This window comes from Chryseobacterium sp. L12, from assembly GCF_056133985.1.
In genome coordinates this window covers 26,785-40,675 of record NZ_JBVYOF010000045.1, presented here as the reverse complement: position 1 = coordinate 40,675, position 13,891 = coordinate 26,785, and the positions used below count along the sequence as shown (strand labels likewise).

Genomic DNA, 13,891 nt, shown 5'->3' with positions numbered 1-13,891 from the left:
TATTGCGGAATTTGGGTTTATATCTCTGATCCAAGTTATGGATTGATAACCTACACAAGAGAAGAATTTATCAAATTCTGGATCGGTGAAAACGCTAATGAAAATACGGAAGAAGGTATTGCTCTTATTCTGGAAACCACCCCCGCTTTTTTTCAGACTGAATTTGACGCTGAGGAAAGCAAAGCAAGTTTTTCTTTTCTTTCAAAATATCTTCTTAAATATAAATCGCTTATTTTTCAGTTGGCAGTAGGCTTACTTGCAGGAAGTTTACTGTCGCTTATTTTGCCTTTTCTTACCCAAAGTATTGTGGATGTCGGAATTCAGAATCAGGATCTGAATTTTATATATCTGGTTTTACTTGCTCAAGTTATGCTTTTTCTCGGCAGAATGGGGATTGAAGTCATCCGAAGCTGGATCTTACTGCATCTTTCTACAAGAATTAACATCTCTATCATTTCGGATTTCTTCATAAAACTGATGAAACTTCCGATTAGTTTCTTTGATACAAGAATGACCGGAGATATTATGCAGAGAATCAACGATCATCACAGGATTGAGCAGCTTTTGACCAACTCTTCGCTCAACACTTTGTTTTCATTGGTCAACCTGATTATTTTCAGCATTGTTTTGCTGTTTTATGATTACAGGCTGTTTGTTGTCTATTTGGTTGGAGCTGTTTTGTATGTCGGATGGATTACTTTTTTTCTTAACAAAAGAAAAGAACTCGACTATAAAAGATTCTCACAGGTTTCTCAGGAACAAAGTAAAGTGATTGAACTCATCAATGGTATGCAGGAAATCAAAATGCACAATGCGGAAAAGCAAAAACGCTGGGATTGGGAGTTTTTGCAAGTCAAATTGTTTAAATTGAGAATAAAATCGCTTTCGTTAGAGCAATGGCAATCGGTTGGCGGAAATTTCATCAATCAGATGAAAGATATTCTGGTGAGTTTTCTTTCTGCTAAATTGGTTTTGGAAGGAAATCTTACTTTGGGGATGATGCTTTCGGTTCAATATATTATTGGACAGCTCAACAGTCCTCTTTTACAATTAATTGATTTTATTAAACAAACGCAGGATGCCAAGATTTCATTAGAAAGATTAGGCGAAATTCATGATAAAGAAGATGAAGAAAATAAAAACGAACAATATGCCAATGAGATTCCTGAAAAAGATATTGAAATCAACAATATGTCTTTCAGATATATTGGTTCTGACCAGTTCGTTTTTGAAAATTTAAGCCTAAATATTCCATACCAAAAAACAACCGCCATCGTTGGAGCCAGCGGAAGCGGAAAAACTACATTGCTAAAACTTTTAATGAAATTTTATGAACCCAATGAAGGGGAAATAAAAATCGGTAATACTCAGATGAAGAATATTTCTCCAAGATTCTGGAGAGATCAATGCGGTGTTGTGATGCAGGAAGGTTATGTATTCAATGACACCATTGCCAATAATATTGCGGTAGGAGAAGATTATGTAGATAAAAATAAACTGAAAAAAGCAGTAGAAATTGCCAATATTAAAGATTTCATTGAAGAATTGCCATTAAGCTACAATACGAAAATCGGAAACGAAGGAGTTGGGATCAGTGGCGGACAAAAACAAAGACTGTTCATTGCAAGAGCAGTGTATAAATCTCCGGAATACATTTTCTTTGATGAAGCTACAAGTGCTTTGGATGCCAACAACGAAAAAGTAATCATGGAAAATCTTGAACAGTTCTTCAAAGGCAAAACGGCAATTGTGATTGCACACAGATTATCAACCGTGAAACATGCTGATAAAATTATTGTTTTAGATAAAGGTAAAGTGGTAGAAGAAGGTAATCATGCGGAATTGGTTACTTTAAAAGGTGAATATTACAGACTCGTTAAAAATCAGTTGGAACTGGGTAATTAAAATAATTACGAATTTCAAATTACGAATTACGATAACAAATGATAAAAGACAACATTATACAAAGAAAAAGTTATGATTTTGCGTTGAAATCTATTTCACTTTATAAAAAAATAACTTCAGAAAATAAAGAGTATGTTTTATCAAAACAATTTCTGAGAAGCAGCACTTCTATCGGAGCTAATGTAGAAGAAACTATAGGTGCACAAAGCGAAAGAGATTTTTTATCAAAAATTTCAATTTCATATAAAGAAGCGAGAGAAACTCATTATTGGTTGCGATTGCTAAAAGATAGTAATTATATTAGTGATGAAGACGCTACGGAAATGTTGAGTCTATGTGAAGAAATTTTAAGAATAATAGGTAAAATTCAGATTACGATTAAAAGTCGTAATTCGTAATTGAAAATTTGTAATTACATGAAGCAAGATATTTTAGATAACATAGAACTCCGCTCAGAAAGCGTTCAGGATATTCTTACACAGCCTCCTCATTGGATGATCAGATGGGGAAACACGGTTATTTTTATTATTTTGATCATGATTATGGTGATGAGTTACATCATCAAATATCCAGAGTTTGTTCCGGCTCCGATTATTGTTACCTCCCAGAATCCGCCGGAAAAAATTGAAGCGAGAAGTAATTCAAAAATAGAAAAAATCTTTATTAAAGATCATCAGAAAGTAAAAAAAGGTGATGTAATGATGGTTTTACAGTCTACCGCAAACTATCAGGATGTTTTGGAACTTAAGACAATTGTTGATTCCATAAAATCTGACGAGCTGCTTTCATTCCCGTTGAGTAAAGTTTCCAATTTCAAACTGGGCGAACTGCAGGGTGATTACAATAGTTTTGCGAAAGCTTTTCAGGACGAAAATCTATTCACCAGATTACAACCGTATGCTCCGGAAAACCTTGCTGCCAATCAAAGCATGACAGAAGCGAGAATAAGAATTGCTAATTTAATGCAGCAGAAAAATCTGGAGATTACAAAATACGAGCTTACCAAAAAAAATTATCAGCGTTCTCAGGAATTATTCAATCAGGGAGTTATTGCAGCGATGGAGCTGGAAAATGAAAAAATAAAATTCCTGCAGGCTCAGCAAAACCTCGAGAACATCAATATTTCTTTGTCACAGTTACAGGAAAACATAACCAATCTTAATAAAACAAAAAGCGGAACCGCCATCAATACAGAAAAGGATAAAATTACCTATTCTTCGCAGACTTTACAGCTTTTTGAAAATCTCAGAAAATCTCTTAAGCAATGGGAACAGACGTATCTCATCGTTTCTTCTACTACCGGAATGGCGAGCTTTCAGCAGTTTTTTGGTGAAAATCAGTTTGTAAAAGCCGGAGATCCCATCATCTCTATTTTGCCAGATCACACCGAGCAATTGGTGGGGAGAATGTCTGTTCCTGCTGTTAATTCAGGAAAAATAATTGCGGGAGAAAAAGTTCTGATCAAACTGGATAATTACCGTTTTCAGGAATACGGAATCATCGAAGGAAAAGTACAGAATATCTCTCTTATACCCGATGACAAAGGAAATTATTATGTAGATGTGGTTCTTCCGAAAGGCTTGCAAACTTCTTACAATAAAACCCTTAAGTTCGACAAGGAACTCCGCGAAAATGCAGAAATTATTACACAGGATTTAAGATTAATAGAACGATTTTTTTATCAGATCAGGAAATTGTTGGGGTATCAGTCCTGATTTTCATTATCTGATCCTGCATAGTTTTCAATAATACGATCAGTGGCTTCTTTTAAAGTTTTCCCATTCTCAGGATGTCGTCCAAAACTCGTAAAGAAATCCACTCTATTATTACTTTTATCATACCAGACTTTCCCTTTAAAATTATTAATATTGAGGGTATCTGGTCTTGTAATTTTTTTAAGATATGTAAACGTACCAGGATTCATTGGGATCACATTAATTTGCGGTCCAAGATAGCTACTGTCAGTTGCCATATATCTATCTTTATTCCAATACATAAAAGGTTTATCAACAGCGGGAGAACCACACTCTCCAATCAGGTCAATATGTTTACTTTTATTATTAGAGAAAACCACACCTCCTGTAACGAGTAGCAATACAAAAGTCATTTCTAAAATACCCATTCCATTTTTCTTCATAAAATCAGGCAACAAAACAGTTGGAGTCACCGTGATAAATATTTGATGAATTTTTTCGGATATATCATTAAAGCTTAATGAAAAGGTTTTTAAATCATCATTTTCTATGTTCACTTTATCACAGAAATCTTTGAAGTCATTATACTTAAGATATTTACTTAGGTAATCCAGAGCAAGATCATCAATATTATAATCTTCATTTTTTTCTACTAAACTGGTATAATATCTTATGTAAGCTCTTTCCTCTCTTTCAAAACCGTATCGATCTTCAAAAAGCGAACTGAGATAAGATGCAACAGAACTTTTATTTCCACGAGGTATCTCATTTTTAGCTTTTTCAAACACGGTTTTCACTAAAAATCTTTTCTTCTCACACATAATTTTTCAGGTATTAGTTATTTGCTGTCCAAATTAGACAAAAATCGGACACAGAACTTACGGAAAACCGTAAAAATCAAACATTTATCAACTATTCTGCTGTCCGTATACTGTCCTTAGATTTCAGCATATCTACCAGATATTTGTAAAAGAAATCAGGGACAAAAAAAATAAAAAAACAAACCTGATTTCTAAACCACCTGATAAAACGGAAGAAAACTCCGGGTTGGGAAGCAGATGTTTCTCTTCCGTTTTTGAAGGTTCACTTCCCAAAAAATTTAGAAGCGCTTCAATTTTTTTAATCGTGTAACACTATCTGCGATCTGTTTCGCAGGGAAGAACACGAATGCTTTAACAATAAATTTTTTGACAAAATGATTCAATTACTTTTAATGCTACTTGGCTTAGCATTCGGAAACAATACAGCAAACACAACAAATTGTAATAATGGAAATACAGTAACCACTCAAAACAACCCAGGAACGGGCTTTGATCCGGGAACGGGGACTGATCCTGGAGACGGAAACGGTGGACCGGTAACTGGAAATACTGGACAAACTCCACCTCCTAGACCTTAACATTTTATGAAGGACAGATTTATCTGTCCTTTTTTGTTAATTTGCATAAAAACTAATTTATGAGACCAAATTACCTAGTTATAATATTATTAATCTTCTATTCTTGTAACAAAATAGAAACAAGAGATGAAGTATATCCAACAAAACTTTACGAAAAAGCAAAATATTTTCAAAATGAAAATATTTCAGACTCTGCATTTTATTACTTTAATCTCGCTAAAAATGATTATGTCAAGATTAACGATTCCACTGGAGCAAGTAAATCGTTAGTAAATATGGCAATCATTCAGTGTAATAATGGGGATTTTTACGGAAGTATCGAAACATCATTAGAAGCTGATAAATTACTACGGAATGAGAGCGATAGCACTGTAAAAAGCACTTTAGCCGCCAATTATAATAATATGGCAATTTCATCATCCTTTTTGAAAAACTATGAAGAGTCTGTTGCTTATTACAAAAAAACTTTACAGTTTTCAAATGATGCCGAAAATAGATACATATATAATAACAATATTGGAGATGCACTTATACTTTTGGGTCAATACAAAGAAGCTAAAAAGTATCTGGAATTAGCGATTTTTACAAAAGATAGCTTGATTTATGCAAAAGTTCTTAACAATATTGCCCGAGCTAAGTTTCTTGATGATCAAAATTATAATCCATTACCAGAATTAAATAAAGCTTTAATAATTAGGCAAAATAACAAGGATATTGAAGGACAAAATTCAAGCTTTTCAACACTGGCAGATTATTACTTAGAAAAAAATGCTGAAAAATCATTACTTTATTCATACAAACTTCTTGAAACTTCAGAAAAAATAAAAAAACCTGAAGATCAAATAAATGCTTTACAAAGACTTATAATGCTTGATAAACCAAATTATTTAAAGTACTTTAAAAGATTAACCGCAATAAATGATAGCACGCAAACATCAAGAAACAAAGCTAAAAATCAGTTTGCTGTGATAAGGTATGATGTAGAACAAAAAGATGCTGAGAATAAAAATTTAAAGCTTAGAGATGCTGAGAATGAAATTAACATAATTTATCTGAGTTTTGGCTTAGGAATTTTAATCATAACACTAATCATAGGACACTTCTGGAATGAAAAACGAAAAAAGAGTATAAAAATTGAAAAAGAAAAAGAAAAAGAGCTCGAGGTAAAAAACACAGAGCTTCGGTATTCTAAAAAAGTACATGATAAAGTAGCCAACAAAGTTTATCATGTCATGTCTGAATTAGAGAATACTGAAAATATGAACAAAGAAGTTTTGCTGTATAAACTTGATGGGATTTATCAGATTTCGAGAGACATATCTTATGATAAAAATGATGTCGCTCTCGAGCACAATTTTTCACAACATTTATCTCAAATGCTAAAATCTTACTCATCAGAAAATATCAAAGTTCCGATTATTGGTAACGAAGAATCTTTGTGGGAAGATGTTGGAGATCATTCGAAGGTTGAAGTTTTTTATATTTTACAGGAACTGATGACTAATATGAAAAAACATAGCAAAGCAGATAAAGTTCTTCTTGATTTTTCACGTGAAAATGACTTGATTAATATTGTATATTCTGATAACGGAATAGGAATTTCGGAATTTTCTCCAAAAAATGGTATACAAAATACGGAATCCCGTATAAATTCTATTGGTGGAACAATTAATTTTGACACGAAAACAGAAAATGGTTTGAAAATCACCCTTTCATTTCCAGCAAAAAATTAATAATTATGTTTAAAAAAACACTGATAGCAGAAGATTTCGAGAGCTACAACTCCTCTGTACAAAAAGCCCTTGAAGAATTAAAAATTGAAATCATAGATAATGTTCAGTATTGCGACGATGCATTTATGAAGATCAAAAAAAGTATTCGTGAAAAAAAACCTTATGATCTGCTGATTACCGATCTTTCGTTTGTAAGTGATCACAGAGAACAAAATATAACGAATGGTCGAGATTTAATCAATATGATCAAAAATGAATCTCCAACTATCAAAATCATCGCTTTCTCAATAGAAGACAGAGCCGAAATTGTTGACGACCTATTCAAAACACACGAAATCAATGGTTTCGTTTCCAAAGGTCGGGAAGATCTTAAAGAACTAAAACAAGCTATAAAAGCTGTCTTTAATAATCAAAAATATATTTCAACCAATATTAAAAATTCGATAAAAACGAAAAACTCTTACGATTTCACAAGATTTGAAATTATTCTTGTAAAATTACTTTCAGAAGGCATGATGCAGAAAAACATCCCCGAATATTTGAAGGAAAACAACATCAAACCATCCAGCTTGAGCAGTGTAGAAAAATGTCTCAACAATATGAAAGAATCTTTAGGAGTAGGTAATAACGAACAACTGATTGCTCTTTGCAAAGATTGGGGAATTATTTAATCTCATTTTCATTAAAACATTTACGAAACCTTTCAATTTTTTTGAAAGGTTTTTTAGTTTTACGGTTTCCCGTAAGGATTGGTTTTGAAAGGGTTATACTTTTGGAGTATTAAAAACAATTTAAAAAAATATTTATTATGAATGTAAAACATACACCAACAGAAATTGTACATAAAGGGCAAAAAGGAGGAACAACTGGTTGTGGAACCAATACAAATGTTCATTCAGACCACTGGACAAATACTTCCGATAAAATAACATGCGATAAAAACGGCTGCAAAAACTAAAATCATGGGAAAATTTGTAATCACTCAAAGAGTAAACAACGAGTATCAGTTTAATCTGAAAGCCGGCAACGGAGAAATAATTTTAATGAGTGAAGGCTGCGTTCAGAAATCATCTTGTCTTAAAGGGATAGAATCTGTGAAAAACAATTCGCAGGACGATTCCAGATACGACAGACGAATGACCGTTAACAACAAAGATTATTTTGTGCTGAAAGCAAGAAACGGAGAAATCATAGGTAAAAGTCAGTATTACAGTTCAAAATCTGCTATGGAAACCGGGATTGCATCAGTAAAAGCCAACGCTCCGACAGCAGAAACTGTTGACGAAACCATTTAAACCAAAAACCATGGATCTTAAAATAAAACTAGAACAGCTGCATCAAAAAGTTGTTGGACTGAAAGATCAGATCGGAACAGAAGAAGCCACAAAGAATGCTTTTGTAATGCCTTTTATTCAGATTTTGGGATATGATATTTTTAATCCGACAGAGGTTATTCCGGAACACATCTGTGACATTGGAACGAAAAAAGGGGAGAAAATAGACTATGTCATCAAGAAAAATGACGAACCCATTATTATCATCGAATGCAAACACTGGAAAGAAAATGCCGATGCTCACAATTCTCAGCTTCACCGTTATTTTCATGTTTCAAAATCCAGGTTTGGAGTTCTTACCAACGGAATTGTCTATAATTTTTACACAGATTTGGAGAAACCGAATATTATGGACGAAAAACCTTTCTTTACCATTAATATTGAAGACATCAAAGACAGTTCTATCAAAATTCTGGAAAGCTTTACCAAGAAAGAGTACAATCTTGAAACTATTTTAGATTCTGCAGAAGCATTAAAATACATAAAAGCCATTCGAAAAGAATTTGAAAAAGAAATTGAAAATCCTTCCGACGAAATGGTAAAAATGTTGGTCAGCCGATTTTTCAATAAGCCACTTATCGCAAACCGAATGATTGCCTTTAAAGAATATACTAAAAAAGCGTTGACAACATCCATCAACGAATCTATTAGTTTTAGATTAAAATCGGCATTAAGCATCAACGAACAAATAGAAAAGCAGGAAGAAAAAATAGTCACCTCTTCTCCTATTGACGACAACAACGAATCTAAAATCGTTACCACAGAAGAAGAACTGGAAGCTTTTCAAATTGTAAAAGCCATCTTGCGGGAAAAAATTCCATCTGAAAGAATTGCACACAGAGACACGCTGTCGTATTTCGGAGTTCTGCTCGATGACAACAACAGAAAGCCACTTTGCAGATTTCATTTCAACACGGCAAACAAGTATCTGGAAACGTTTCACAACGGAAAAGAAGCGGGAGAAAAAGTTTTGCTCAATAATCTCGATGAAATCTACAATTTCAGAAATCAGCTTCATCAGACTTTAGAAAATTATAACATTTAAACAATCACTATGAAAAAATTACTACTTACAAGCCTTTTAGGTTTAGCCTTATTATTACCTACAGCTATTTCAGCTTCTGATAACAGCACAGCTTCAGCAAAAGAAGTGTCTTTCTCCAAAGGAAAGAAAAAGAAAAGCAGAAAAAGCGCAAAAAGTAAAAGAAGCAAAGCGAAAAGATCAAGATCAACAGCAAAAAGAGGTTGTACTTACAACGGGCACGAATTAATTGTTGGTCCGAGAGGAGGTTGTTATTACTATTCCGGAAATAGTAAAGAATATGTAGACAGATCGTATTGTTCTAATTGTAACTAATAAAAAATAATTATGAAACTCAAATTTTTACTTTTAATAATTTTCTCATTTTCTTTTCTTACACAAATTGAAGCACAAAGAAGAACTACAAGTGTAAAAGGCTATACAAGAAAAGATGGAACTTATGTAAGACCACATACAAGAAGTTACAATTCAGGAAGCAGCTATTCATCCAGTAGTTATCAAAGCTCACCATCTTATTCATCAAGTTCTGATGAAAGCTACTCTAAATCTAAAAAAACATCTTCTGGTGACTATTTAGCTTCTACATCTAATTATAATGGAGATAGAATTGAGAAATCAAATTTAATTTCTATTCAAAATTCTGATTTTGAGACGGAAGATGGTAATATTATTTATTTATCAGTTCTCTATTACAATGATAAGGTCATAGATATTTGCCCTATTTCAAAAAACATAATTGATGATTGGGCATTTGATGAGGTAAATCATTCTTTCAATAAAAATAATTTAACTCCTCAAGACGCTTTAGACTTAGTTTCAAATTATGGATGGAGAATCAGTAAAGACAAAATCAGTAGAAGTTTTAGATATGTAAGTTCCTATGACAAAGTACTTCCTAATTATTTAATTAAAAAAATTGAGGCAGTAAAACTAAAATAACCATGAAATACCTCATCATCATAGCTTCACTATGCTGTTTTATCGGCATTATCGATTTACCGATTGGCTATTACACTTTTCTTCGGATCATCGTTTCATTCATGGCATTTGTCATTATTGTGAATGAATTCAGAAGCAGAAGATTTTGGTTTATCACTTTTGTTTTAATCTTTATTCTTTTCAATCCAATTGTGCCGATTTACCTTTATTTAAAGCCATTTTGGATTATCATAGACTGCATTGTAGGACTTTTATTACTCTACTATTTCTACACGCTAATCCCGAAGAAAAAAACAAAAGAACCAGAAACCATCAATACTAATCACATAGAAATCCCTCGAACCAGAGACAGAATAATTAAATAAAAATATGGAAACCACACAAATACCTGAAAATCTTAAAGCACATTTTTTAAGATTGTATCAAATGGCGATATGCGACGAAGATTTTAGTCCGCTTGAACTGAAAATGTTGTATAAATCTGCAGAAGAAAGAGGAATTTCACAAAAAAATCTAGACGAAATTCTTCTTAATCCTATCAATTCCAAAAACTTAATCCCTGAAAATCTTGACGAAAAAGTAGAATATCTCTATGATCTTACTGCAATGATCTGGGCAGATGGAATAGTAAGTCCCAATGAGTATTCTGCGCTTCAGAAATATGTATTAATGTTTGGCTTTTTGGAAGAAAATGTAAATGACATTGTAGATTATTTCATTGAAGCGGTAAAAAACGGAAAAACCAAAACTGAAATTATTAATGCCTTAAATAATTAAATCATGAACACCATGACCTCGAATATTAAGAATCTTTTTCGGCTGAAGCCCGTTTCATCAGAAGAAAATATAACATCTGCGGCTCAGACCGAAAAGCTGTCAGAAGAAGCCAGTGAAGAAAGCAGAAAGCGTACTTATCATGAATCCGGTTACAGAGACAGCTCTCGAAATAGTGGCAACCATACTGCTTTATCCATCTGTCTGGATGCCATTTACTCCAAATTTCAAAACGAAGAAAAAGAACTTGTTGATAAGCAGAACAAGCTCAAAGAACCTTATCTGAATGAGCAGAAAAACAAGGAAACCGAAATTAAAGGTTTAACCGTTTCTTTAGATAATAAAGAGGAAAAACTGGTTAATATTGATGGAGAAATTAAAAATGTGCAGAGTATAATTGAAACTATTAAATTTGAAATTAATGATCTGCCCAGAAATCCGGAAGCATATAGCGTAAAAGCCACAAAAGGGGCTTCTACAAAATTCTGGATCGGTCTTTTTCTGCTTTTACCTATCAGTTTATACCTGTTTACATTTTATATTTCAACATCTTACTCTGCATTTTTCAAAAATTTTGATGCCAACGGCAATATTATTCAAAGCGTTCTAGATGCACAGGCTTTCAATAAAGCATGGGAAGAAGGTCCGTTGGAAGGTGCTTTTGTAACATTAATTCCTTTTGTATTTTTGGGTCTGGGATATTTGATTCATATGTTTGGAGAGAATAAAAACTGGATCAATTATTCAAAAATTGCCTTGCTATTCATTATTACATTCGTTTTCGATGCTATTCTGGCGTACGAAATTGAGTCAAAACTTTACGAACTAAGCAAGACTTTCAGCTCTGCTCCATTCGATCTATCTGTTGCGTTTACAAAAAATCAGTTCTGGGGAATTATTTTCGCAGGATTTATCGTGTATATCATTTGGGGACTTGTGTTTGATTTTGTAATGAAAGAGCATAAAGAGAAAGATAAAATTAAAAATGAACAGATAATAAGACAAAAAAATATCTTAGTACACCAAGAAAAAATTGTTGACTTTGAAAAACAAAAGGAAGAGATAAGAAACAGCATAGGAAGCATTAAAGAACTGATTGCCAAAGCCAAAGGAAGGGTGGAAGAATTGCAGAATATCATTGATGGGGTTATCATTCCCACCAAAGATTATAAATCATATGCTTCGGAATATATGCAGGGATGGATTACGTTTATCGGTGAAAAGCTTGCCGTTTCCTACCCGGTAAAACAGGATATGATTGAAGAATGTAAAAAACAATACAATTATAATCTCAATAAAGTTGGTGCAAATTCTGACAGTCAAAACTCTGTTTATATGTCTGTTCTTTAAAATTTTAATTATGAAAAAAATATTCTACATCATTACAGCTTCTGTATTTTTTATCCAATGCGGAAAACCGAAGGAAAAAGTTTCAGAAAATCCAGTTACGCCAGATAACTCGGCAAAAAATCTGAATGTAAGTGTATTAATCGATCTTTCCGATAGAATAGATCCAGAAAAAAATCCCAATCCTACGATGGAATATTTCCAGAGGGATACAGAATACATCAAAGCGATAGAAAAAGGATTTTTGGATCACATTAAAAGCAAAAAAGTAATTCAGCTCAACGATCAGATGCAGGTTTTCTTCAATCCGGAACCTTCAGATCCGAAAATGAATGAATTTACTAAACAACTAAAGGTTTCTTTTGATAAAAATATAACAAAAGATTACTTTACAACTGTTGAAAAAAGATATTCAGAATTACCTTTAAGTATTTATCAGTCAGCCATTCACGACGGAAATTATGTCGGCTCAGATATCTGGGAGTTTTTCAGAAATAAAGTGAAAGATTATTGTATAAAAGATGACCGAAGAAATATCCTCTTTATTTTGACTGATGGTTATATGTATCATGACGATTCAAAATTTTCACAGGAACAGAAAACCTCTTATTTAACTTCAAAATTGATAAAAGCAAATAATCTTACAGATTCTAATTTCAAAACTACAATTGAAAAAAACAAGCTGGGTTTTGTAAAAGCCAATGAAAATCTGAGTAATCTTGAAGTAATCGTTTTGGGAATAAATCCAGAAAAAGGCAATCCATTCGAAGAAGGTGTCATCAAAGAATACTGGGAAAACTGGTTTAAAGAAATGAAAATAAAAAAATATCAGATAAAATCGGCAGATTTGCCATCCAATTTAGAACCTATTATTTTGAAAGCAATTTCGGGGTAAACTAAAAACACTCTTCTATATATTATTCATTCTAAAGGCGAAGTTTTCTTCGTCTTTTTTGTTTTTTATTGATAAATCTATTAATATTCTTTTCCCTATTTTTGTGAAACTCGTTGCATTATGAAAAAAATTGTTCTGATTGAAGATGAAACCAGCGTTGTTTCTTTTATAAAAAAAGGACTTCAGGAAAAAGGTTACGAAATTTCTGTGGCTTTCGACGGTCGCACCGGAGTAAATCTTGTGCAGGAAAACGATTTTGATCTTGTCATCTTAGATATCATGCTTCCGGAGATGAATGGCCTGGAAGTCTGCAAAGAAATCCGGAAAACCAACAAAAGCGTTCCTATTCTATTTCTTACGGCATTAGGAACTTCAGAAAATATTGTTTTGGGGCTTGAAAATGGTGGTGATGATTATCTGGTAAAGCCCTTTAAATTTATTGAACTTGTGGCAAGGATCAAATCACTTCTCAGAAGAAGCAGTTCAGGAAAAGTGGAAGAAATTCCGGAAGAAAGCGCCGACAGTAAACATATTTATCAGTTTTCTGATCTTATCGTAAACGATTATACCAAAAAAGTAACCCGTGCAGGTGAAGAAGTTTCTCTTACCTCCACAGAATACAAACTCCTTATTTATTTTCTCAATAATCCGGAAAAAGTAATTTCAAGAGCAGAAATTTTAGATGCTGTATGGGGAGTAAACTATGAGTTGGGAACCAATGTGGTAGATGTATACGTAAATTATCTGCGGAAAAAAATTGATAATCAGGAAGATAAAAAACTCATACATACGGTAATAGGAATGGGGTATGTGCTGAAAAAACCTTAAA

The 13,891-nt window shown here is 32.9% G+C and carries 17 protein-coding genes; 16 read left to right on the top strand and 1 reads right to left on the bottom strand.

Annotated features, from left to right (window positions below; genetic code table 11):
- The 3 genes from AC0NBN_RS17605 to AC0NBN_RS17595 all read left to right on the top strand — a co-directional run.
- Positions 1–1,905: peptidase domain-containing ABC transporter (locus AC0NBN_RS17605; RefSeq protein WP_160813883.1), on the top strand; the 1,905-nt coding region annotated here is incomplete at its 5' end.
- Between the two features lie 38 nt (positions 1,906–1,943).
- Positions 1,944–2,303 carry a four helix bundle protein gene (locus AC0NBN_RS17600; RefSeq protein WP_160813882.1) on the top strand — a complete coding sequence of 120 codons (360 nt, stop codon included), beginning with the start codon at positions 1,944–1,946 and terminating at the stop codon, positions 2,301–2,303.
- Positions 2,304–2,321: 18 nt separating this feature from the next.
- On the top strand, positions 2,322–3,620 hold the full coding sequence (locus AC0NBN_RS17595; RefSeq protein ID WP_160813881.1) for an HlyD family efflux transporter periplasmic adaptor subunit: 1,299 nt from the start codon (positions 2,322–2,324) through the stop codon (positions 3,618–3,620).
- Here AC0NBN_RS17595 and AC0NBN_RS17590 read toward each other — a convergent pair.
- On the bottom strand, positions 3,611–4,420 hold the full coding sequence (locus tag AC0NBN_RS17590; RefSeq protein ID WP_160813880.1) for a hypothetical protein: 810 nt from the start codon (positions 4,418–4,420) through the stop codon (positions 3,611–3,613). The two genes, AC0NBN_RS17595 and AC0NBN_RS17590, sit on opposite strands and share 10 nt — an antisense overlap.
- 374 nt (positions 4,421–4,794) lie before the next feature.
- Here AC0NBN_RS17590 and AC0NBN_RS17585 point away from each other — a divergent pair, with 374 nt between their 5' ends.
- The 13 genes from AC0NBN_RS17585 to AC0NBN_RS17525 all read left to right on the top strand — a co-directional run bounded on the left by AC0NBN_RS17585 (position 4,795) and on the right by AC0NBN_RS17525 (position 13,890).
- The gene (locus AC0NBN_RS17585) at positions 4,795–4,998 is read left to right on the top strand and encodes a hypothetical protein (protein WP_160813879.1); all 204 of its coding nucleotides are present in this window, start codon (positions 4,795–4,797) and stop codon (positions 4,996–4,998) included.
- 59 nt (positions 4,999–5,057) lie between these two features.
- Positions 5,058–6,731 (top strand): tetratricopeptide repeat-containing sensor histidine kinase, encoded by a 1,674-nt coding sequence (locus AC0NBN_RS17580; protein ID WP_160813878.1) that lies wholly within the window; start codon positions 5,058–5,060, stop codon positions 6,729–6,731.
- 5 nt (positions 6,732–6,736) lie between these two features.
- Positions 6,737–7,402 carry a response regulator gene (locus AC0NBN_RS17575; RefSeq protein WP_160813877.1) on the top strand — a complete coding sequence of 222 codons (666 nt, stop codon included), beginning with the start codon at positions 6,737–6,739 and terminating at the stop codon, positions 7,400–7,402.
- A gap of 137 nt (positions 7,403–7,539) precedes the next feature.
- Positions 7,540–7,689 (top strand): hypothetical protein, encoded by a 150-nt coding sequence (locus AC0NBN_RS17570; RefSeq protein WP_185147268.1) that lies wholly within the window; start codon positions 7,540–7,542, stop codon positions 7,687–7,689.
- Between the two features lie 4 nt (positions 7,690–7,693).
- Positions 7,694–8,026 (top strand): YegP family protein, encoded by a 333-nt coding sequence (locus tag AC0NBN_RS17565; RefSeq protein ID WP_143883089.1) that lies wholly within the window; start codon positions 7,694–7,696, stop codon positions 8,024–8,026.
- A 10-nt stretch (positions 8,027–8,036) separates the two neighbouring features.
- Complete coding sequence (locus AC0NBN_RS17560; RefSeq protein ID WP_143883088.1) at positions 8,037–9,110, top strand: type I restriction endonuclease; 1,074 nt, start codon at positions 8,037–8,039, stop codon at positions 9,108–9,110.
- A gap of 9 nt (positions 9,111–9,119) precedes the next feature.
- On the top strand, positions 9,120–9,422 hold the full coding sequence (locus AC0NBN_RS17555; RefSeq protein ID WP_143883087.1) for a hypothetical protein: 303 nt from the start codon (positions 9,120–9,122) through the stop codon (positions 9,420–9,422).
- Positions 9,423–9,434: 12 nt separating this feature from the next.
- The gene (locus AC0NBN_RS17550) at positions 9,435–10,046 is read left to right on the top strand and encodes a hypothetical protein (RefSeq protein WP_143883086.1); all 612 of its coding nucleotides are present in this window, start codon (positions 9,435–9,437) and stop codon (positions 10,044–10,046) included.
- A gap of 2 nt (positions 10,047–10,048) precedes the next feature.
- Positions 10,049–10,411 carry a DUF6804 family protein gene (locus tag AC0NBN_RS17545; protein WP_143883085.1) on the top strand — a complete coding sequence of 121 codons (363 nt, stop codon included), beginning with the start codon at positions 10,049–10,051 and terminating at the stop codon, positions 10,409–10,411.
- Between the two features lie 4 nt (positions 10,412–10,415).
- Positions 10,416–10,823, top strand: coding sequence for a hypothetical protein (locus AC0NBN_RS17540; RefSeq protein WP_143883084.1), 408 nt, complete (start codon positions 10,416–10,418; stop codon positions 10,821–10,823).
- Between the two features lie 3 nt (positions 10,824–10,826).
- The gene (locus tag AC0NBN_RS17535; RefSeq protein WP_474468963.1) at positions 10,827–12,170 is read left to right on the top strand and encodes a beta-carotene 15,15'-monooxygenase; all 1,344 of its coding nucleotides are present in this window, start codon (positions 10,827–10,829) and stop codon (positions 12,168–12,170) included.
- Positions 12,171–12,180: 10 nt separating this feature from the next.
- Positions 12,181–13,062 carry a hypothetical protein gene (locus AC0NBN_RS17530; protein ID WP_160813875.1) on the top strand — a complete coding sequence of 294 codons (882 nt, stop codon included), beginning with the start codon at positions 12,181–12,183 and terminating at the stop codon, positions 13,060–13,062.
- 120 nt (positions 13,063–13,182) lie between these two features.
- A complete protein-coding gene (locus tag AC0NBN_RS17525) occupies positions 13,183–13,890 on the top strand; it encodes a response regulator transcription factor (protein WP_160813874.1) in 708 nt (235 codons plus the stop codon).
- Position 13,891: the final 1 nt, after the last annotated feature.

Bases quoted from the DNA above. Each gene is read 5' to 3' on its own strand.
- AC0NBN_RS17560 (WP_143883088.1), top strand. From the start codon at position 8,037: ATGGATCTTAAAATAAAACTAGAACAGCTGCATCAAAAAGTTGTTGGA.
- AC0NBN_RS17565 (WP_143883089.1), top strand. From the start codon at position 7,694: ATGGGAAAATTTGTAATCACTCAAAGAGTAAACAACGAGTATCAGTTT.
- AC0NBN_RS17535 (WP_474468963.1), top strand. From the start codon at position 10,827: ATGAACACCATGACCTCGAATATTAAGAATCTTTTTCGGCTGAAGCCC.
- AC0NBN_RS17580 (WP_160813878.1), top strand. From the start codon at position 5,058: ATGAGACCAAATTACCTAGTTATAATATTATTAATCTTCTATTCTTGT.
- AC0NBN_RS17545 (WP_143883085.1), top strand. From the start codon at position 10,049: ATGAAATACCTCATCATCATAGCTTCACTATGCTGTTTTATCGGCATT.
- AC0NBN_RS17555 (WP_143883087.1), top strand. From the start codon at position 9,120: ATGAAAAAATTACTACTTACAAGCCTTTTAGGTTTAGCCTTATTATTA.
- AC0NBN_RS17575 (WP_160813877.1), top strand. From the start codon at position 6,737: ATGTTTAAAAAAACACTGATAGCAGAAGATTTCGAGAGCTACAACTCC.
- AC0NBN_RS17570 (WP_185147268.1), top strand. From the start codon at position 7,540: ATGAATGTAAAACATACACCAACAGAAATTGTACATAAAGGGCAAAAA.
- AC0NBN_RS17550 (WP_143883086.1), top strand. From the start codon at position 9,435: ATGAAACTCAAATTTTTACTTTTAATAATTTTCTCATTTTCTTTTCTT.
- AC0NBN_RS17525 (WP_160813874.1), top strand. From the start codon at position 13,183: ATGAAAAAAATTGTTCTGATTGAAGATGAAACCAGCGTTGTTTCTTTT.
- AC0NBN_RS17595 (WP_160813881.1), top strand. From the start codon at position 2,322: ATGAAGCAAGATATTTTAGATAACATAGAACTCCGCTCAGAAAGCGTT.
- AC0NBN_RS17600 (WP_160813882.1), top strand. From the start codon at position 1,944: ATGATAAAAGACAACATTATACAAAGAAAAAGTTATGATTTTGCGTTG.
- AC0NBN_RS17590 (WP_160813880.1), bottom strand. From the start codon at position 4,420: ATGTGTGAGAAGAAAAGATTTTTAGTGAAAACCGTGTTTGAAAAAGCT.
- AC0NBN_RS17540 (WP_143883084.1), top strand. From the start codon at position 10,416: ATGGAAACCACACAAATACCTGAAAATCTTAAAGCACATTTTTTAAGA.
- AC0NBN_RS17530 (WP_160813875.1), top strand. From the start codon at position 12,181: ATGAAAAAAATATTCTACATCATTACAGCTTCTGTATTTTTTATCCAA.
- AC0NBN_RS17585 (WP_160813879.1), top strand. From the start codon at position 4,795: ATGATTCAATTACTTTTAATGCTACTTGGCTTAGCATTCGGAAACAAT.